17 protein-coding genes are annotated in these 18,727 nt (G+C 73.9%); 11 read left to right on the forward strand and 6 right to left on the reverse strand.

Translation table 11 applies throughout. From position 1 onward, the window contains the following. Positions 1 to 11: 11 nt before the first annotated feature. Positions 12 to 842: an ABC transporter ATP-binding protein gene (locus ACN27A_RS23795; RefSeq protein ID WP_421456894.1), complete on the forward strand. Its 831-nt coding sequence runs from the start codon at positions 12 to 14 to the stop codon at positions 840 to 842. Positions 843 to 1,010: 168 nt separating this feature from the next. On the opposite strand, the gene ACN27A_RS23800 is transcribed toward ACN27A_RS23795, so the two are convergent. The 4 genes from ACN27A_RS23800 to ACN27A_RS23815 form a co-directional block, all read right to left on the reverse strand. Continuing rightward, positions 1,011 to 1,772: a VOC family protein gene (locus ACN27A_RS23800; RefSeq protein ID WP_421456895.1), complete on the reverse strand. Its 762-nt coding sequence runs from the start codon at positions 1,770 to 1,772 to the stop codon at positions 1,011 to 1,013. A 97-nt stretch (positions 1,773 to 1,869) separates the two neighbouring features. Beyond that, on the reverse strand, positions 1,870 to 2,607 hold the full coding sequence (locus ACN27A_RS23805; protein WP_421456896.1) for an ABC transporter permease: 738 nt from the start codon (positions 2,605 to 2,607) through the stop codon (positions 1,870 to 1,872). Positions 2,608 to 2,622: 15 nt separating this feature from the next. After that, on the reverse strand, positions 2,623 to 3,540 hold the full coding sequence (locus ACN27A_RS23810) for an ABC transporter ATP-binding protein (protein WP_132232158.1): 918 nt from the start codon (positions 3,538 to 3,540) through the stop codon (positions 2,623 to 2,625). A gap of 58 nt (positions 3,541 to 3,598) precedes the next feature. Beyond that, positions 3,599 to 5,776 carry a HelD family protein gene (locus ACN27A_RS23815; RefSeq protein WP_421456897.1) on the reverse strand — a complete coding sequence of 726 codons (2,178 nt, stop codon included), beginning with the start codon at positions 5,774 to 5,776 and terminating at the stop codon, positions 3,599 to 3,601. A gap of 278 nt (positions 5,777 to 6,054) precedes the next feature. Between ACN27A_RS23815 and ACN27A_RS23820 the strand changes: the two genes are divergently transcribed. Genes ACN27A_RS23820 through ACN27A_RS23830 form a run of 3 tightly spaced genes read left to right on the forward strand, consistent with a single transcriptional unit; the run spans position 6,055 to position 8,884 of the window. Next, entirely contained in the window at positions 6,055 to 6,639 is a 585-nt protein-coding gene (locus tag ACN27A_RS23820) for an ArsR/SmtB family transcription factor (protein ID WP_421456898.1), read from the forward strand. Positions 6,640 to 6,679: 40 nt separating this feature from the next. After that, positions 6,680 to 7,999 carry an MFS transporter gene (locus ACN27A_RS23825; protein ID WP_421456899.1) on the forward strand — a complete coding sequence of 440 codons (1,320 nt, stop codon included), beginning with the start codon at positions 6,680 to 6,682 and terminating at the stop codon, positions 7,997 to 7,999. Positions 8,000 to 8,032: 33 nt separating this feature from the next. Beyond that, entirely contained in the window at positions 8,033 to 8,884 is an 852-nt protein-coding gene (locus tag ACN27A_RS23830; protein WP_421456900.1) for a menaquinone biosynthetic enzyme MqnA/MqnD family protein, read from the forward strand. Positions 8,885 to 9,030: 146 nt separating this feature from the next. Here the strand turns inward: ACN27A_RS23830 and ACN27A_RS23835 are convergent, their stop codons facing one another. Both ACN27A_RS23835 and ACN27A_RS23840 read right to left on the reverse strand, forming a co-directional pair. Beyond that, on the reverse strand, positions 9,031 to 9,978 hold the full coding sequence (locus tag ACN27A_RS23835; RefSeq protein ID WP_421456901.1) for a hypothetical protein: 948 nt from the start codon (positions 9,976 to 9,978) through the stop codon (positions 9,031 to 9,033). Beyond that, complete coding sequence (locus ACN27A_RS23840) at positions 9,978 to 10,958, reverse strand: hypothetical protein (protein WP_421456902.1); 981 nt, start codon at positions 10,956 to 10,958, stop codon at positions 9,978 to 9,980. Before ACN27A_RS23840 ends, ACN27A_RS23835 begins: the two co-directional genes overlap by 1 nt. A gap of 360 nt (positions 10,959 to 11,318) precedes the next feature. Between ACN27A_RS23840 and paaA the strand changes: the two genes are divergently transcribed. From paaA to mqnC, 7 genes are all read left to right on the forward strand, one after another. After that, positions 11,319 to 12,386 carry a 1,2-phenylacetyl-CoA epoxidase subunit PaaA gene (paaA, locus tag ACN27A_RS23845; protein ID WP_421456903.1) on the forward strand — a complete coding sequence of 356 codons (1,068 nt, stop codon included), beginning with the start codon at positions 11,319 to 11,321 and terminating at the stop codon, positions 12,384 to 12,386. Beyond that, entirely contained in the window at positions 12,383 to 12,703 is a 321-nt protein-coding gene (paaB, locus tag ACN27A_RS23850; protein WP_101413756.1) for a 1,2-phenylacetyl-CoA epoxidase subunit PaaB, read from the forward strand. The genes paaA and paaB overlap by 4 nt, the downstream gene beginning before the upstream one ends. Further along, positions 12,700 to 13,425: a 1,2-phenylacetyl-CoA epoxidase subunit PaaC gene (gene paaC / locus ACN27A_RS23855; protein WP_421456904.1), complete on the forward strand. Its 726-nt coding sequence runs from the start codon at positions 12,700 to 12,702 to the stop codon at positions 13,423 to 13,425. Before paaB ends, paaC begins: the two co-directional genes overlap by 4 nt. Before the next feature lie 89 nt (positions 13,426 to 13,514). Beyond that, entirely contained in the window at positions 13,515 to 13,988 is a 474-nt protein-coding gene (gene paaD / locus ACN27A_RS23860) for a 1,2-phenylacetyl-CoA epoxidase subunit PaaD (RefSeq protein ID WP_421456905.1), read from the forward strand. Next, positions 13,985 to 15,094, forward strand: coding sequence for a 1,2-phenylacetyl-CoA epoxidase subunit PaaE (gene paaE / locus ACN27A_RS23865; protein ID WP_421456906.1), 1,110 nt, complete (start codon positions 13,985 to 13,987; stop codon positions 15,092 to 15,094). The genes paaD and paaE overlap by 4 nt, the downstream gene beginning before the upstream one ends. Positions 15,095 to 15,447: 353 nt before the next feature. Next, positions 15,448 to 17,295, forward strand: a complete 1,848-nt coding sequence (locus tag ACN27A_RS23870; RefSeq protein WP_421456907.1) for an FG-GAP-like repeat-containing protein — start codon at positions 15,448 to 15,450, stop codon at positions 17,293 to 17,295. Positions 17,296 to 17,438: 143 nt separating this feature from the next. Then, positions 17,439 to 18,629, forward strand: coding sequence for a cyclic dehypoxanthinyl futalosine synthase (mqnC, locus tag ACN27A_RS23875; protein ID WP_151456466.1), 1,191 nt, complete (start codon positions 17,439 to 17,441; stop codon positions 18,627 to 18,629). Positions 18,630 to 18,727: the final 98 nt, after the last annotated feature.

The following is an 18,727-nucleotide window of genomic DNA, read 5'->3' on the forward strand; positions in this document are numbered from 1 at the left end:
ACGGAGGGGCCGTGCGCGCCCCCGACGTGGCCGGTGTGCCCGCCGTCGAGGTGCGCGACCTGCACGTGCGCCTGGACGGCTCGCCGATCCTGGCCGGCGTCGACCTGACCGTCGCCGCCGGCGAGTGGGTCACCGTGATCGGCCCGAACGGCGCCGGGAAGTCGACCCTGCTGCGCGCCGTCGGCGGCCTGCTGCCCGCGCCGGGCGCCGTCTCCCTCTTCGGTACGCCGAGCGAGGCGCTGCGCCGCCGCGACCGCGCCCGGGTGGTCGCCACGGTCGCCCAGTCCCCGGTCGTGCCGGCCGGCATGACGGTCTTCGACTACGTGCTGCTGGGCCGCACCCCCTACATCCCGACGCTGGGCCGGGAGTCCGCCGCCGACCTGGCCGCCGCCCACGAGGTGCTCGACGGGCTGGACCTGGCCGGGTTCCACGACCGGGAACTGGCCACCCTCTCCGGCGGCGAGCGGCAGCGGGTCTTCCTGGCCCGCGCGCTGGCCCAGGGCGCGACCCTGCTGCTGCTGGACGAGCCGACCAGCGCCCTGGACATCGGCCACCAGCAGGAGGTGCTGGAACTGGTCGACCGGCTGCGCCGCGAGCACGGCCTGACCGTGCTCGCCACCATGCACGACCTCTCCATCGCCGGCGAGTACGCCGACCGCATGGTGCTGCTGGCCGGCGGCCGGGTGGTGGCCGCCGGCACCCCCCGCGAGGTGCTCACCGAGCAACTCCTCGCCACCTGGTACCGCGCGACGGTCCGCGTCATCCCCGGCGCCCAGGGCCCCCTGGTGGTCCCGATCCGCCCCCACCCCCACCCCCACCCCAACCCCCACCCCAACCCCTGACCCCGCCCCGCTCCCTGCTCCCCCTCCCTCCCGCCGCCCTGACGCGTCGATCATGCAGTTGTGGTGCCCCGCAAAAGGGGCGTATGGGAATGTTTTGCCCACCAGAACTGCATGATCGCCGGGCGGGCGGGGCGGGCGGGGCGGGTGGGTGGGTGGGTGGGGTGGGCCTCAGGGGCGGGTGAGGATGTTGAAGAGGGCGCCGTGGGGGTCGCGGAGGGCGGCGTAGCGGCCCGCCGGAGCGGTCTGGGGCGGGACGAGGATGGTGCCGCCGAGTTCGGCGGCGCGGGCGGCGACCGCGTCGGCGTCGGCCACGGCGAAGTACACCGACCAGTACGCGGGCGTGTCCGCCGGGAACCCGTCGCCGAGCGGTGGCACCATGCCGGCCACGATCCGGGTGCCGAGCCGCCAGCCGGTGTACGTGACCGGGCCCGCCTGCTGGTCGTCCGGTTGCCAGCCGAAGACCAGCTCGTAGAAGACCTTCGCGCCCTCCGGATCGGGGGTGACCAGTTCGGTCCAGGTCAGCGCCCCCGGGACGTCGAAGACCTCGGCGCCGGGCATCGACATCGGCTGCCAGACGCTGAACGCCGCCCCGGCGGGGTCGGCGAAGACCGCCATCCGTCCCTGGTCGAAGACCTCGAACGGGGGCACCACGACCTGCCCGCCGGCCCGCTCGACCCGGCCGGCCACCAGGTCCGCGTCGTCGGTCGCCAGGTACGTCGACCAGATCGGCACCTGGTCGGGGATGGCCGGCGGACCCGCGCCCGCCACCGCCCGGCCGCCGAGCAGGAAGACCGTGTAGCCGCCCGCCTCGGGCTCCGGGTCGATCCGGCCGGTCCAACCGAACAGTTCGGGGTAGAACCGCCGCGCCTCGGCGAGGCCCGGGGTGGCGAGGTCGACCCAGCAGGGTGTGCCCGGCGGGACGATGCTCACGTCGACCCCCCTCTCGGCGGGGGACGGCCACGCCGGCACGCCCCTGCCGGAATCGTGGCACCGACCCGCCGCGCCACGTGGCGGATCGGCCGAAACGTCAGCTGAACCGTCGACCCTCGTCACGCCGGTACGCCCACCCGGCCAGCAGCGCCAGCAGCACCACCCAGACCCCGAGCATGACCATCGACAGCGGGTTGACCGGGTAGTCGCCGACCGCCGCCCACATCAGCTCCACCGCGCCCCGCGTCGGCAGGAACGGCGCGACGGCCTCGACGAAGCCGGGCGCCTGGTCCGGTGCGGAGAGCAGCCCGCCCCCGAAGGCGAGCGGGAAGAAGACGACCTGCGCCACGACGATCGCGGCCTTGCTGGGCATCGAGTAGCCGATGGCGAGACCCAGCAGCGTGAACGGCACCGAGATCACCGTGACGATCGCCAGGGCCAGCAGGAACGCCGGCGCGCTGACCCGTGCCTCGGTGAGCGTCGCCCCGATCGCCACCACCGGCACCAGGGAGAGGTAGGTGAGTGCCAGCCCGGCCAGCACCCGCCCGGCGAAGCGGGGTGCCGGCCCGGCCGGCAGGGTCCGGGTGTACGGGTTCCAGGGCTGGTCGCGGTCCTCGGCGACCCCGACGCCGTACTGGAAGATGTTCGCGCTCATCACCGAGAAGGTGACCATGGCGGCGGTGGCGTAGGTGGCGCCGACCGGGTCCTTCCCGGCGAACGGCACGACGAAGAAGAGCATCGCGACGGCCGGGAAGAAGGCGCTGCCGACGACGGCGATCGGGATGCGGACCGTCTCCAGGAGCTGGTAGCGGGCGTGGACCAGGGCGAGGCGCATGGGAGATCCGTCCTCTCAGGCGGTGGCCGGCGGGCCGGCCACGGCGGTCGTCGGACGGTCGGCGCCGGAGCCGGGCGCGGTGATGGCGAGGAACGCCTCCTCCAGGGAGGTGGGGCGGACCTCCAGGTCGGCGAACGCCACCCCGGCGGTGACCAGGGCCCGCACCAGCTCGTCGGCGTCGGTGGTGAGCAGGTGCGTGCGGCCGTCGACCCGCTCGGTGCGGACGACGCCGGGCAGGGCGGGCAGCGCGTCGGCGACGAGGCTGACCCGGCGTACGCCGACGATGCCCCGGATCGCGTCGACCGTGTCGTCGGCCAGCACCCGGCCCTGCCCGATGACCACCACCCGCCGGGCCAGCGCCTCGACCTCCTCCAGGTAGTGGCTGCTCAGCAGCACGGTGCCGCCGTCGTCGTGGAACGCCCGGATCGCCTCCCACAGGGTGTGCCGCGCCGCGACGTCCAGGCCGGTGGTCGGCTCGTCGAGCAGCACCAGCCGGGGCCGACCGACGAAGGCGAGCGCCACCGCGAGCCGGCGGCGCTGCCCGCCGGAGAGGCCCCCGGTCTGCCGTCGGGCCAGTTCGCCCAGGCCGAAGCGGTCGAGCAGCTCGCCCCGGGGGACCGGGTCGGGGTGGTGGGCGGCGACGAAGTCCACCACCTCGCCGACCCGCAGCGTGCCGGGCAGGCCCGTCTCCTGCGGGGTGACCCCGATCCGCCGCCGGCTCGCCGGGTCGCGCGGGTCGCCGCCGAACAGCTCGACCCGGCCGGCGGTGGGCCGGCGCAGCCCGACGAGCAGGTTCAGCAGGGTGCTCTTGCCGGCCCCGTTCGGGCCGAGCAGGCCGACCAGCTCGCCGGCGGAGACCTCCAGGTCGACCCGGTCGAGGGCGAGCACGTCGCCGTAGCGGCGGCTGACCGCCTCGGCGCGGGCGAGGATCACGGGAGACTCGTCGAGGGCGTCACGGACACCTGTCTACCGTCCCGGCGCAAGTGCCCGGTCAGCCGAGCGGGGCGGGCAGCGGGCGGGCGTGCAGCACGGCGAGCCGGGAGACCGCCCGGGTGAGCACCACGTAGAGCCGGTGCAGGCCGCGCGGTTCGGCGGCCACGATCGCCGCCGGCTCGACGACGATGACGTGGTCGTACTCCAGGCCCTTGACCAGGGTCGCGGGCACCACCGTGACGCGCGCCGCGGCGGCCGGCTCGTCGACGGTCGCGGTGTCGACGCCGGCGGCCTCCAGCGCCGCCCGGAGCCCGCCGACCGCGTCGTCGGCGGCGATCACCGCCACCGAGCCGTCGAACGCCAGCGCCGCGCGCACCTCGGCCACCGTCGCGGCGGTCAGGTCCTCGACGGTACGCACGTCGAGCGCGCCGTCGCGGCGCAGCGACTCGGCCGGGGGCACGTCGACGGCGAGCGCCGGCAGCAGCCGGTTGGCGAACGTCACCACGGCGGCGGGCACCCGGAACCCGACGGTCAGCGGCACCACGACGGCGTCCGGCTTGCCGAGGTGGCGCAGGGACTCCCGCCAGTCGGCGGCGGCCCACGGGGCGGTGCCCTGGGCCAGGTCGCCGAGGAGGGTGACCGACCCGTGTTCGCTGCGCCGGGCGATCACCCGGCACTGCATCGGGGAGAGGTCCTGGGCCTCGTCGACGACGACGTGCCCGAAGCCGCCCGGCCGCTCGATCAGCCCGGCCGCCTCGTCGATCAGCACGGCGTCGGCAGCCGTCCACTTCGTGGCCTTCGGCGTACGCCCGAGCTTCGTCCCGGCCGCAGCCGGGCGGCGTGCCGGGCGCGGGACGTCCGCCGCGCCTTCCGTCGCCGGCTCGGGCGTCCCGGCCGGGGCGGCCGTCCCGCGCAGCCGGGCCTGCTCCTCGGCGGTCAGCAGCCCGTCCGCGGCGGCGGCCAGCAGGTCGGCGTCGGTGAGCAGGGCGTGCACCAGCCCTTCCGGGGTGAGCGCCGGCCAGACCGCGTCGAGGAAGGCGGTGACCGGCGTGGCCTTGCCCATCCGGCGCAGCCAGGCGTCGCTCGGCGACTCGGCGCGCCGCGCCTCGGCCTGCCGTTGCAGCAGCGCCACCACCCGGGCCCGGACGCGCTCGCGCCCCGTGGCGTACGGCAGCCGCTCCCGGCGGGTCTCCTGGACCACCCGGTGCAGCGGGTCCAGTCCGATCCGCCAGCGGAACGAGCCGTCCGAGACCATGATCGGCTCGGTCGGCTCGCCGATGTGCGCGTCGACGGCCCGGCGCAGCACCTCGGCCATCCGGGCGTCGTGCTTGATCGTCGCCACCGCCGGGTCCTCGACGGCCCGCACCGGCACCCGGCCGACCAGGTCCTCCACCGTGGCCTGCTCGACCTCTACCTCGCCGAGCGCCGGCAGCACCGCCGCGATGTACGACAGGAAGGCCCGGTTCGGCCCCACGATCAGCACGCCGGAGCGGCGCAGCCGCTCCCGGTGCAGGTAGAGCAGGTACGCGGCCCGGTGCAGGCCGACGGCCGTCTTGCCGGTGCCCGGGGCGCCCTGCACGCAGATCGAGTCGGCGAGGTCGGCCCGGACCAGCTCGTCCTGCTCGGGCTGGATGGTGGCGACGATGTCGCGCATCGGCCCGACGCGCGGGCGTTCGATCTCGGCGGTCAGGATCCGGCTGGTCGTGCCCAGTTCCTCGCCCCGGTCGAGGCGCTCGTCCTCGAAGCTGGTCAGCGCCCCGTTGCTGAACCCGAAGCGGCGCCGTACCGCCACGCCCTGCGGGTCGCGCGCGCTCGCGCGGTAGAACGACCGGGAGACCGGGGCCCGCCAGTCCAGCACCAGCGGCTCGCCCCGGTCGTCGGTGACGTGCCGCCGGCCGACGTGGTAGCGCCGCCCGGCGTGGTCCGCGTGCCACCCGTCCGGCCCGTCGCCGGGGTCGCCGGGCGGGTCGTCGGCGGGCGGGGCCCCGGTCGCCGGGCCGAAGTCGAGGCGCCCGAAGAAGAGCGGCGTGGTGGGGTCGTCGGCGAGTTCGGCGACCCGGCGGGCCAGGGTGCGCCCGAGGGTCTCGGCCGCGTACGCGTCGCCGGCCACCTGGTCGCCGGTGGAGAAGAGGGCCTGGGCGCGTTCCCGCATCTGGGCCAGGGCGGCCCGGGAGGTGGCGAGGTGCTCGCGTTCGGCGGCGAGGTCGGCGTCGAGGTCGAGATCGAGGTCGGTCACGCTGAATCCCGTCGGGGTCTACTGCCGGTCGCTCGCGTGTCCGGCGGGCGGATGGGCCGGCCCCCGGCGCGGGACGTCCGATGCGGTGGTCACCTCACCCTGGCCGTCAAGCGACCTGACAGCCTACGCGCCGGGCGCGCGCCGTTCCACCGGATTTCGACCGTGGCGCCGCCGGGCCACCCCCGGCGGGATCCACGCCGCGTTCGCCCGCCGGTGGGCCTCCGGTCACCGGTCGACCGGCGACCCACGGCGGGTGGGCGACCAGGAATCATGGACGAATGACGGAGGCGCGTTCCGAACAGCGCCGGATCACGGTCAGCGACCCGCAGGTGATGCGGGCGCTGGCCCATCCGGCCCGAATCGCGATCATGGAACACCTGGGCGTGGTGGAGGGCGGCGCGACCGCCACGGAGTGTGCGGAGGTGGCCGGGCTGTCGCCGAGCGCGACCAGCTACCACCTCCGGGCGCTGGCGAAGTCGGGCCTGGTGGAGCAGGCGCCGAGCCGGGGGGACGCGCGCGAGCGGCTGTGGCGCACGGTCGGCCGGACCCTGCTGGTCGACGCGGGACAGTCCGCCGGCCCGGAGGCGCGCGCGGCCGAGCAGGCGCTGGTGGAGGCGCACGCGGCCCGGGACATGGAGCGGACCCGGGACTGGCTGCGCCGCGCCGGGGACGAGCCCGCCGAGTGGTACGACGTCGCGCTGTTCAGCGACACGCTGCTGCTGCTCACCGCCGACGAGCTGGCCGGGCTGAACGAGGCGGTGAGCGCGTTGTTCGAGCCGTACCGGCAGCGGAACCGGCAGGCGGATCCGCCGGCCGGGGCGCGCACGGTGGCGGTGCAGTACCGGGCGGTGCCGTTGGCGTAGGGGGTTGCTCCGATCGGTTGTGAAGGATTATTTTCGAAGTATGTCCTTCACAACTGACGGGTCGCGCTGGTCGGATGTCTGGCTCGCCGCCACCGCGCGCGGCACCTCGATGTGCGGTGACTTCCTCGCCGCCACCGCCCTGGCGCTCGCCCTCCAGTCCGCCGGGGCCAGCGGCATCGCCGTGTCCGGACTGCTGTTGGCGGCGACCCTGCCGCTGGTGGTGCTCGCCCCGCTCACCGGGCGCCTCGTCGACCGGGTGGACAGCCGGAAGCTGCTGGTCACCGCGGGCCTCGGGCAGGCCGCCGTCTGCGCGCTGCTCGCCTTCGCCACCCACCCGGCCCTGATCATCGGGCTCGTCGCGCTGCTCGCCTGCGGGCTGGCCGTGACCCATCCCTGCCTGGCGGCGCTGCTGCCGGCGATGGTGCGCCCCGCCGACCTGCCCCGGGCGAGCGCGATCAGCCAGACGGCCAGCAGCCTGGGCGCGCTCGGCGGCCCCGTACTCGCCGGGCTGCTGGTCGGGCAGTTCGGCGCGCGCGTACCCCTGCTCATCGACGCCGGGAGCTACCTCGCCCTGGTGGCGGCGGGCCTGCTGCTGCGTACCCGCAGGGGCGGCCGGCGGGCCACGGCCGCACCCGCGTCCGGGACGGAACGGGCCCCGGCGTGGCGGTTGCGCGGCGACCCGCTGCTGCTGGCCGTCGTCGTCAGCACGGCCGCGGTCATCACCGCCGTCGGCGGCATCAACGTGGTCGAGGTCTTCTTCATCCGCGAGACCCTCGACGGCTCGCCAACGGTGTACGGGCTGGTCGGCGCCGCCTGGATGGCGGGGATGCTGCCCGGCAGCTGGCTCTGCGCCCGGCTGGCCCACCGGCTCACCGACGACGGCGCCCTGGTGTACGGGGTGCTGGCGACGCTCGGCGGCATCTGCCTCATGGTGCTGGTCGCCGCCGCCGTGCCCACGGCCGCGCTGCTGGTCCCGCTCTGGCTGGTCGCGGGCGCGGCGAACGGCGGGGAGAACGTCTTCGCGAACCTGCTCACCGCCCGGCGGGTGCCGGAGGCGTCACGCGGCCGGGCGTACGCCCTCTACGGCGCGGCCGTGCAGGGCGGCTCGATGGGGGGCTACCTGATCGGGGGCGCCCTGCTGGCGCTGCTGTCGCCGCGACCCCTGATCGCGGCGGCCGGCGCGGTCGGCCTGCTGGTCGTGGTGGCGTTCGTGCCGGCCGTCGCCCGGTCCGTCCGACGGGTCCGGGCGGCCGGCGCCGGGTCGACGGCGGCGGTCCGGGCGGGCGGTGCGGACGGCGCGCCGGGGGACGGCGACCACCCGGCGGATGCGGGGTTGGCCACTCCGACCCCGGCCCACTGAGCCACGCGACGGTGGCGGGGATACGGTCGGGGCATGGTTGAGCACGTCGCACGCCCCCGGGTCGGGCACATCCAGTTCCTGAACTGCCTGCCGATCTACTGGGGGCTGATGCGCAGCGGTGCCCTGATCGACGTCGACCTGCACAAGGACTCCCCGGACCGGCTCAGCGCCGCCCTGGTCGCCGGTGACCTGGACATCGGTCCGATCTCCCAGGTGGAGTACCTGCGGCACGCCGACGAGCTGCTGCTCCTGCCCGACCTGGCGGTCGGCAGCGACGGCCCGGTGCTCTCCGTCAACGTCGTCTCCACCCGCCCGCTGGCCGAGCTCGGCCACGGCAAGGTGGCGCTGGGCTCGACCTCGCGGACCGGGGTGCTGCTGGCCCAGTTGCTGCTCGGCGAGCGGTACGGGGTGAACCCCGAGTACTTCCGCTGCCCGCCCGACCTGACCCAGATGCTGCTGGAGGCCGACGCCGGGGTGCTGATCGGCGACGTGGCGCTGCGCGCCCTCTACGAGGCGCCGAAGCGTGGGCTGGAGGTCACCGACCTCGGGCAGGCGTGGCGGGAGTGGACGGGCCTGCCGATGGTCTTCGCCGTCTGGGCCGTACGCCGCGACTTCGCCGCCGCCCACCCCGGCCTGGTCAAGGAGGTGCACGAGGCGTTCCTGCGCTCCCGTGACCTCTGCCTGGCCGAGCTGGACCAGGTGGCCGAGGCGGCCGCGCGCTGGGAGCCGTTCGACGCGGCGACCCTGGCGACGTACTTCCGGGCGCTGGACTTCTCCCTCGGCGAGCGCCAGGTGGCCGGCCTGCGCGAGTTCGCGCGCCGCGCCGCCGCCATCGACGCCGCCCCGCCCCTCCCCACCTCCGGCCCGGCCTTCTTCACGGGCTGACCCACCCCGTCGCTGCGCCGGGCGCGCCCGACGCGCCGATCATGGAGTTGTGGTGGGCGATAGGGGCGCCAATGTCCCTTGTGCGGGGCACCACAACTGCATGATCGACGCCGGTCTGCCGCCGGGGGCGCGGGGCGCGAGGAGGTCTAGGTGGTGGGGCGGAGGAGGGCTTCGGTGATCTTCTGGCAGTTCTTCATGCCGTACTCGTAGCCCTTGCCGATCGGGTAGCGGACCATCACGCCCATCGTCCAGGTGTCGCCGATGGCCAGGCAGTTGATGTGCATCTCCTGCTCCTTGGTCCGGTCGATCCAGCCGTTCTTGATGGCGATGTTCTTGCGTTCGGCGGCCGGGAACGCCTTGCGGATGCCGAAGTCGCCGCCGCCCCTGACCAGCCGCATCTCGTTGAGCAGCCACTTGGTCCACTTCGGCCCCGCGGCGCGGCCGTCGGCGATGCAGGCGCCCATCCGGGCGGTGTCCCGGGGGGAGAGCTTCGTCCGGCTCCAGCCGCCGTCGCTGGCGACGCTGCTGTCGGTCAGCTCGCACGTGGAGAGCAGCCGCTTGATCGAGGCGGACCCGCCCAGCGCGTTGTAGAACTGCTGCGTCCGGGTGTTGTCGCTGTCCCGGATGATCTTCGTGGCGTCGGCCAGCTTGGCGTCGCTCGGGGTCTGGCCCTTCTCGTCGGCGCGGCGCAGGTGGTCGGCGACGATCCACGCCTTGATCAGCGACGCGGTGGTGCTGGTCTCGTCCATGTTGTCGGAGCCGACGATCTCCCCGGTGCGGCGGTCGAGGACGCTCCAGGAGTACCAGCCCTCGATGTCCAGGTCGAGTTCCTTGGCCTCGAACGGCAGCGGCTCCGGCTCCGGCGTCGGGCTCGGCGACGGCGACGGGCGGGAGCTGCGGTCGCTCGGGGCTCCGGTGGCGCGCTCGGCCGGGCCGGCGGGGGCGCCCCACTCGGCGGCGGCGCGGGACTCGAACGGCGAGCCCGGCAGCAGCCGCAGCGAGACGAGCACCAGGCAGATGAGGACCACCGCGATGGCGATGAGCCTGCGGGGGGAGGCGTCGGCGGGCTCGTCGGCCCGGCGCTGTCGCGTCATCAGAGCTTCCCGGCGGGCTGCTGCGGCACCTTGAGGGCGGCGCCCGGCTGCGGGGTCACGAGCTGCGTGGCGACACTCGCGCAGACTCGGGCGCCGTACTCGAGGCCGCTCTTCTGCGGGTAGCGGAGCATCACCGCGAGGCTCCATCTGTCGGTGACGGCGAGGCAGCTGACGTGCCAGTTGCCGTCGTAGTTGAGGGGCGTCCAGCCGTTCTTGATACTCACCGGGCCCTGGGCCTTGATCTCGGCGGGCAGGCCGTCGATGATGCCCCACTTGCCGCCGCCGGATTTGGCGCTCTGGCTCTTCACGCTGCCGCGCACCTTGGACATCTCGTCCAGCACCCAACTGGTCCATTTCGGTCCTGCGGCCTTGCCATCGGCGATGCAGTCGCCGAGCCGGACAGCGTCCTGGGGGGACATTCTGGTGAAGCTCCAGTAGCCCTCGTACCCTGCCACGTTGCCGCGCTTGGTGTCGGTCAGGCCGCAGATGCTGATCGCCCGCTTGATCACCGGATTCGGTTGGCCGTCCGGCGACTTCCGGTAGGACCCGCCCGCGGCGTAGTAGACGGCGTTCGCAGCGTCGTCGTTGCTGTCCCGGATGGCGAGGCTGGCCTGCCGCTTCAACGCCGCCGAAGGTTCCTTGTCGCCGAGTTGGCGCAGGTAGTCCGCGACGATCCATGCCTTGATCATCGACTCGGTGGAGCTGGTCGAGGCCAGGTTCTTCGACCCGGAGATCTCGCCGGTCTCCCGGTCCATCAGCGCCCACGAGAAGAACTCGCCCTTGAAGGTGACCGTGACCGGGCCGGCGGCCAGGGTCGGCGGCGGGGGCGGGGTGGGCGCGGGGGCCGCGACGCTTCCGCCGCCGCTTCCGCCGCTCGCGGCGTCGTCGCCGGCGAGTCGGGCGTACGCGGCCGGAACGAGCAGGCCACCACCGAGGAGGACCGCCACGACGGCGAGCACCAGGGTCACGCGGGATCGCATGAGTGGGTGAGCTCCAGATGTCAGGCCGGGGGGACCGGCTGGTTGTCGGACGGATCGGCGGCTGGCCGAGGGCCGGGGGGATCCGCCCTCCGTGTTTCTGGGGCGATCGTCGGCAGCCGATCGGTGTGACGGGGGAAGTCTACGTGCGGATCGGCGACGCGCCAGGACCCGACACCTGGCAACTTGCCATGTAGGCGGGATATCGAGCCGCTATGCGGCTGTTGAGAGGATTCAGCTTCTCATAGTGAGCCAAGTCATAGTTTGCCCGGCTGCCGGAGCCCTTCCCCCGTACCGAAACTGCCTTCGGAAAACTGTTACACCCTCTGGTGTCCCGAGAGGCGAGCTGTAACACTTGACCTCATGTATGGCAACGACTTCTCCGCCGAGGACGCACCCGGCGGTGGCCTGCTCGGCGAGGTCGAGGCGGCGGAGGCGGCCCTGCGGGAGGCCGCCGCACGTGGCCGCCGGGGCGGCGCCCCCGGCGCGGACGAGGACCTGGAGGCGTACTTCGCCGAGGTCATCGACGCCGACCAGAAGATCGAGCCGCGCGACTGGATGCCCGAGGCGTACCGCAAGACGCTGATCCGGCAGATCGCGCAGCACGCACACTCCGAGATCATCGGCATGCAGCCGGAGGGCAACTGGATCAGCCGTGCCCCCTCGCTGAAGCGCAAGGCGATCCTGCTGGCCAAGGTGCAGGACGAGGCCGGCCACGGCCTCTACCTCTACGCCGCCGCCGAGACCCTCGGGATCAGCCGGGACGAGCTGGTCGAGCTGCTGCTCAACGGCCGGCAGAAGTACAGCTCGATCTTCAACTACCCCACCCTGACCTGGGCCGACGTGGGCGCCATCGGCTGGCTGGTCGACGGCGCCGCGATCGTCAACCAGGTCCCGCTCTGCCGCTGCTCCTACGGGCCGTACGCGCGGGCGATGATCCGGGTCTGCAAGGAGGAGTCGTTCCACCAGCGGCAGGGCTACGAGATCCTGCACACGCTCGCGCACGGCACCCCGGCGCAGAAGGCGATGGCGCAGGACGCCCTCGACCGCTGGTGGTACCCGTCGCTGGCGATGTTCGGCCCGCCGGACACCGACTCCACCCACTCGGCGCAGTCCATGGCCTGGAAGATCAAGCGCTTCTCCAACGACGAGCTGCGCCAGCGCTTCGTGGACATGTGCGTGCAGCAGGCGGAGATCCTCGGCCTGACGATCCCGGATCCCGACCTGCGCTGGAACGAGTCCCGGCAGTCGTACGACTTCACCCAGCCCGACTACGACGAGCTGATGCGGGTGATCAAGGGAAACGGCCCGTGCAACCGGCAGCGGATGGAGCACCGGCGCCGCGCCCACGACGACGGCGCGTGGGTGCGGGAGGCCGCCGCGGCGTACGCCGCCAAGCGGGTGCAGCAGAAGGAGAAGGTAGCGGCGTGAGCGAGCGTAGCGAGCGGACGGAGCAGCGCGGCGTGAGCGCCCCTTCGCCCCTGTGGGAGGTCTTCGTTCGGGCGCGGCGCGGGTTGTCGCACACCCACGTCGGCAGCCTGCACGCCCCCGACGCCGAGCTGGCCCTGCGCAACGCGCGGGACCTCTACACCCGCCGCCAGGAGGGCGTCTCCATCTGGGTGGTGCCGGCGGGCGCGATCACCGCGTCCAGCCCGGACGAGAAGGACGCCTTCTTCGACCCGGCGGCCGACAAGGTCTACCGGCATCCCACCTTCTACGACGTGCCGGACGGGGTGGCCCACCTGTGAACGGCCCCTTCGACTTCGCCCTCGCCCTCGGCGACGACGCGCTCGTCGCGGCGCAGCGGCTGGCCGAGTGGACCACCCGCGCGCCCGAGATGGAGGAGGACATCGCGCTGGCCAACATCGCCCTCGACCAGCTCGGCGCGGCCCGGCTCCTGCTGTCGTACGCGGGCGAGGTGGAGGGCGCCGGCCGGGACGAGGACGCGCTGGCGTTCCTCCGCGACGACCGGGAGTTCCGCAACTGCCTGCTCGTGGAACTGCCCAACGGCGACTTCGCGGTCACCATGGCGAAACTGCTCTTCCTGGCGGCCTATCAGCTCCCGCTCTACGCCGCGCTGGCCGGCTGCGCCGACGAGCGGCTGGCCGCGATCGGGGCCAAGGCCCGCAAGGAATCGGCCTACCACCTCGACCACGCCTCGACGTGGGTGCGGCGGCTCGGCGACGGCACCGAGGAGTCGCACCGGCGCATGCAGACGGCGGTCGACCAGGTCTGGCCGTACGCGCACGAGCTGTTCGCCCCCGACCCGGCGGCGCCGGTCGACCCGGCCACCCTGCGGGCCGACTTCGACGCCACCGTCGGTGCCGTGCTCGACGAGGCCACCCTGGCCCGGCCGGAGTCCGGCTGGGCGCCGGGCGGCGGGCGGGACGGCGTGCACACCGAGCACCTGTCCTTCCTGCTCGCCGAGATGCAGGTGCTGCACCGCGCCCACCCCGGGGCCAACTGGTGAGCGCGAGGAGTGCAGCGCAGCGGAGCCCCGCAGTCGCGAACGGAAGGCGGCACTGGTGAGGGGGCACCGGTGAGCGCGGGGAGGCACCGGTGACTCCGCGGGAGGCCGTGGCGGCGGTGGTGGACCCGGAGATCCGGGTGGTCACCATCGACGACCTCGGCATCCTGCGGGCGGTCGACGAGGACCCGGCGACCGGCCGGGTGGTCGTGACCATCACCCCCACCTACACCGGCTGCCCGGCGATGGACGTGATCCGCGCCGACATCCGGCGGGCGCTGGCCGCGGCCGGTCGTCCCGACGCCGACGTGCGGACCGTCTACAGCCCGGCGTGGAGCACCGACTGGATCTCCGACGCCGGCCGGGCCAAGCTCGCCGCCGCCGGCATCGCCCCGCCGTCGCCCGTACGCGCCGACAACGTGGTGCCGCTGACCCTCGCCGTCCGCTGCCCGCACTGCGGCTCGCCCGAGACCGAGCAGGTCAGCCGCTTCGGCTCGACCGCGTGCAAGGCGCTCTGGCGCTGCCGTTCCTGCCGTGAACCCTTCGACCACCTGAAGGCGCTGTGACTGTCACCATCACCCGCCCGGTCCGTCGCCGGCCGGTCTTCCACCCGCTGTCCGTCGCCGCCGTCGACCGGCTCACCGACGACGCCGTGGCGGTCACCTTCGCCGTGCCCGAGGAGCTGCGGGAGACGTTTGCGTTCTCCGCCGGCCAGCACCTCACCGTCCGCCGCCCCGGCGCCGCCGGCGAGGACGTGCGGCGGTCGTACTCCATCTGCTCCACGCCCGACGACCTGGCCCGGCACGGCCGGCTGCGGATCGGCGTGCGGGAGATCCCCGGCGGCGCGTTCTCCGCCTTCGCCTGCGGCGCGCTGCGCGGCGGCGACACGATCGAGGTGCTGCCGCCGCTCGGGCACTTCACCACGGCCCTCGCGCCGGACCGGGCCCGCCACTACGGCGCGGTGGTCGCCGGCTCGGGCGTCACCCCGGTGCTCGCGCTGGTCGCGACGGCGCTCGCCGTCGAGCCGGCCAGCACGTTCACGCTGGTGTACGGCAACCGCACGGCGAACACGGTGATGTTCGCCGAGGAGCTGGCCGACCTGAAGGACCGGTGGCCCACCCGGCTGCACCTGGTGCACGTGCTCTCCCGGGAGCAGGGCGAGTCGCCGCTGCTCTCCGGCCGGATCGACGCCGACCGGCTGGGCCGGCTGCTGGACACCGTCGTTCCCGGCGACACCGTCGACGAGTGGTTCCTCTGTGGCCCGTACGACATGGTGGTGGACGCCCGGGAGGTGCTCGCCGCGCGCGGCGTGCCGGAGTCGGCGGTGCACACGGAGCTGTTCCACGTCGCCGAGGCCCCGGCCCCGCCGCGACGCCCGGCCGACGAGCCGGGGGGCGGCGCCGAGGTGACGATCCTGCTGGACGGCCGGTCGTCGCGCTTCACGATGCGGCGCGACGAGCGGGTGCTGGACGCGGCGCTGAAGGTGCGCGGCGAGCTGCCCTACGCCTGCAAGGGCGGGGTCTGCTCGACCTGCAAGGCCAAGGTGGTCGACGGCGCGGTCACGATGGCCCGCAACTACGCGCTGGAGCCGGACGAGGTGGCCGCCGGCTACGTCCTCACCTGCCAGTCCAGCCCGACGACCGACCGGCTCACCGTCGACTACGACGCCTGACCGGTCCGCCCGCCGCCCGGCGGGCGCAGCCGGGTCGGCGGGGCGGCGCAGGCACCGCGTCGCACCCGCCGACCCCCTGCGTGGGGTCAGCTCGGGGCCTTGACCTGGCCGTCGTGGGCGATGCTGCGCCACAGGTCGAACTGGCCGTCGAATGCTGATGGTGCGATCGATGCGTCGGGAGGGCCCGATCGCGGCGGTCGAGCGGGGCGGTGCGGCGACCGTCCAACATCTATATTCCAGTCCGTCGCCGGCAGGCGACGCGGCCGACCGGTGCGCCCGGGCGGACCGGCGGGTCGAGACGGCCGTGCCGGAGCGCGGGTGGCCGGCCGCCGTGCCCGAGGAATGGAGTGTCGATGGATCAGCAGGTACGACGACGGCGAAGAGCCCTCGTCATCGGTGTCGCCGCCGCGTTGACGGCGGGTGCCGTCGCAGGTGCGCCGGCCCGGGCGGTAAGCGGGGGCAGCCCGGTCACGGACAGCGCGTACGCCTTCGCGGCGAAGGTCACCTTCGGTGCGAGGGGCGCCTGCTCCGGGGCGCTGGTCGCGCCCCAGTGGGTGTTGACGGCCCATTCATGCCTTCCCCCCACCCCGGGCCCCCGCTCGACTGTGAGCGCGCCCGCCTGGCCCACCACGGTCACCGTGGGCCGGCTGGATCTGACCACGAACGACGGCCGGGTGCAGCGCGCCAATCTCGTGGTGTCGCACCCGGATCGGAACCTCGCGCTGCTCCGGCTCACGCTGCCGGTGGTCGGCGTCACCCCGGTCGCGCTCGCCACCGGGGCACCCGTGCCGGGCGAGACGTTGCAGGCGCTCGGCTTCGGTCGTACCGCCACCGAGTGGGTGCCCGACAAGCTGCACGGTGCGCCGGTCACGGTCGGCACCGTCTCGGCCACCTCGGTCGCGATCAGCAACGAGCAGGGTGGGCCGACCACCTGCAAGGGCGACGCCGGAGGGCCGGCGGTACGCGTGGTGGACGGGCGTCCCGAGCTGGTTGCCGTGCACGCCACCTCCTGGCAGGGCGGCTGTCTCGCCGAGACGGAGACCCGGCGGGACGCCATCGAGACCCGCACCGACGACCTGGCCGGCTGGATCCGCCAGAACACGCCCAACAACTGCAGTGCCGGTGGCGCGAGTCACGGCCCGGCAGACCAGGCAGGCGTGGTGATCCTGAGCGACTGGACCGGCGACTGCCGCACCGACGCGCTCGTCCAGCTCGCCGACGGCAGGCTGCGGGCGTACCCGTCGAGCGGGGACCTCTCGGGCACCGCCCCGCTCTTCCCGGCGCCCTACCGCTACGTGGGGACGAACTGGGGCGGGGCGAACCGGCCGCGGGCGCTCACGGGGGACTTCACCGGGGACGGCCGGGCGGACATCATCGCGCAGAGCGGCGACGGCACCCTGACCGCCTGGGAGTCGACCGGCGACCTCTCCGCCGACTACCGGCTCTTCGCCGGGGCGTCCGCGATCGTCGGCACCGCCTTCACCAGCGGCTCGATCCCCCGCCTGATCCCGGGCGACTTCAACGGCGACGGCCGCACCGACCTTCTCGGTCAGCTGCTCAACGGCACGCTGCGGGTCTGGACGTCGACGGGCGACCTGTCGGCCGACGCCCGGCTGTTCGCCGGGACGACGAGGGACGTCGGCACCGGTTTCACCACCACGGAGGTGCCGCGCATCCTGACCGGCGACTTCAACGGCGACGGGCGGACCGATCTGATCGCCCAGCACGCCGACGGCACCATGAAGGGCTACCCGTCCAGCGGGGATCTCTCCATGGACATGAGGCTCTTCCCGACGACTCTCGCGGCGAAGGTGGTCGGCACCGGTTGGCGGAGTTCCTCGATTCCTCGGATCCTGCCGGCCGACTTCGACGGTGACGGCACCACCGACCTGGTCGCCCAGCTCGCGGACGGACGGCTGCGGGCGTACCGGTCGTCCGGGGCGATGACCGGCGAGGGACTGCTGTTCTCCGGGCCCTACCCGTACGTGGGCACGAACTGGGGCACGACGAACCGGCCCCGCATCCTGGTCGGTGACCTCACCGGCGACGGCCGCACCGACCTGATCGGCCAGGACTCCGCCGGCGTCATGCTCGGCTTCCAGTCGACCGGGGACCTGAGCGCCGACTTCAAGCTCTACACCACCAGCGCCAGTGCCGTGGGCAGCGGCTGGACGTCCAGCAGCATCCCGCGCGTCTTCTGACCGGAGGGTGCGGCGTCGTCCGTCGTCGACGGGCGGCGCCGCACCGCCGGCGAGGGTGAACACCGTCACACCCGACGGGCCGCCGGGCGGGCTGTTCGGCGGCCATCGACCGGCCCCCCGAGCGGGCGACGTAGGCTCGGGGGGTGAGTGTGAGCCGGGAGATCGACGACATCCTGCAGCGTGGCGCGGACGGCGGGCGGATCACGCCCGAGGAGGCCCTGCTGCTCTACACCGAGGCGCCGTTGCACGCCCTGGGCGAGGCCGCCGACGCGGTGCGCCGACGCCGCTACCCGGACAACGTCGTCACGTACCTGATCGACCGCAACATCAACTACACGAACGTCTGCGTGACGGCGTGCAAGTTCTGCGCGTTCTACCGGGCCCCCAAGCACAAGGAGGGCTGGACCCACCCGACCGAGGAGATCCTGCGCCGCTGCGGCGAGGCGGTCGAGCTGGGCGCCACCCAGGTCATGCTCCAGGGCGGGCACCACCCGGACTACGGCGTGGAGTACTACGAGGAGCTGTTCTCCTCGGTCAAGAAGGCGTACCCGCAGCTGGCGATCCACTCGATCGGCCCCAGCGAGATCCTGCACATGGCCAAGGTCTCCGGCGTCAGCCTCGACGAGGCCATCGCCCGGATCAAGGCGGCCGGGCTGGACTCGATCGCCGGCGCCGGCGCGGAGATGCTGCCCGCCCGCCCGCGCAAGGCCATCGCGCCGCTGAAGGAATCGGGCGAGCGCTGGCTGGAGGTCATGGAGCTGGCGCACCGGCAGGGCGTCGAGTCGACCGCCACCATGATGATGGGCACCGGCGAGACCGCCGCCGAGCGGATCGAGCACCTGCGGATGATCCGCGACGTGCAGGACCGCACGAAGGGCTTCCGGGCGTTCATCCCCTGGACGTACCAGCCGGAGAACAACCACCTCAAGGGCCGTACGCAGGCCACCACCCTGGAGTACCTGCGGCTGGTCGCGGTGGCCCGGCTCTTCTTCGAGACGGTGCCGCACCTCCAGGCGTCCTGGCTGACCACCGGCAAGGACGTCGGGCAGCTCGCCCTGCACATGGGCGTGGACGACCTCGGCTCGATCATGCTGGAGGAGAACGTCATCTCCTCGGCCGGCGCGCGGCACCGCTCCAACCTGCACGAGCTGATCGGCATGATCCGCTCGGCGGACCGGATCCCCGCCCAGCGCGACACCCTCTACAACCGGCTGGCCGTGCACCGCACCCCGGCCGACGACCCGACCGACGAGCGGGTCGTCTCGCACTTCTCCTCGATCGCCATGCCGGGCGGCGGTGCCGGGAAGTCCCTGCCGCTGGTCGACGCCCGCTGAGGCTGGGCACCCACAGGCGCACCCGCACCACCGGCACCCCACCGTCGTCCGACGGTGGGGTGTCGTCGTACGTGGACCACTGCGTGGATCACGAGAAT

The organism is Micromonospora sp. WMMD737 (assembly GCF_049179055.1).
Classification (GTDB): domain Bacteria; phylum Actinomycetota; class Actinomycetes; order Mycobacteriales; family Micromonosporaceae; genus Micromonospora; species Micromonospora reichwaldensis.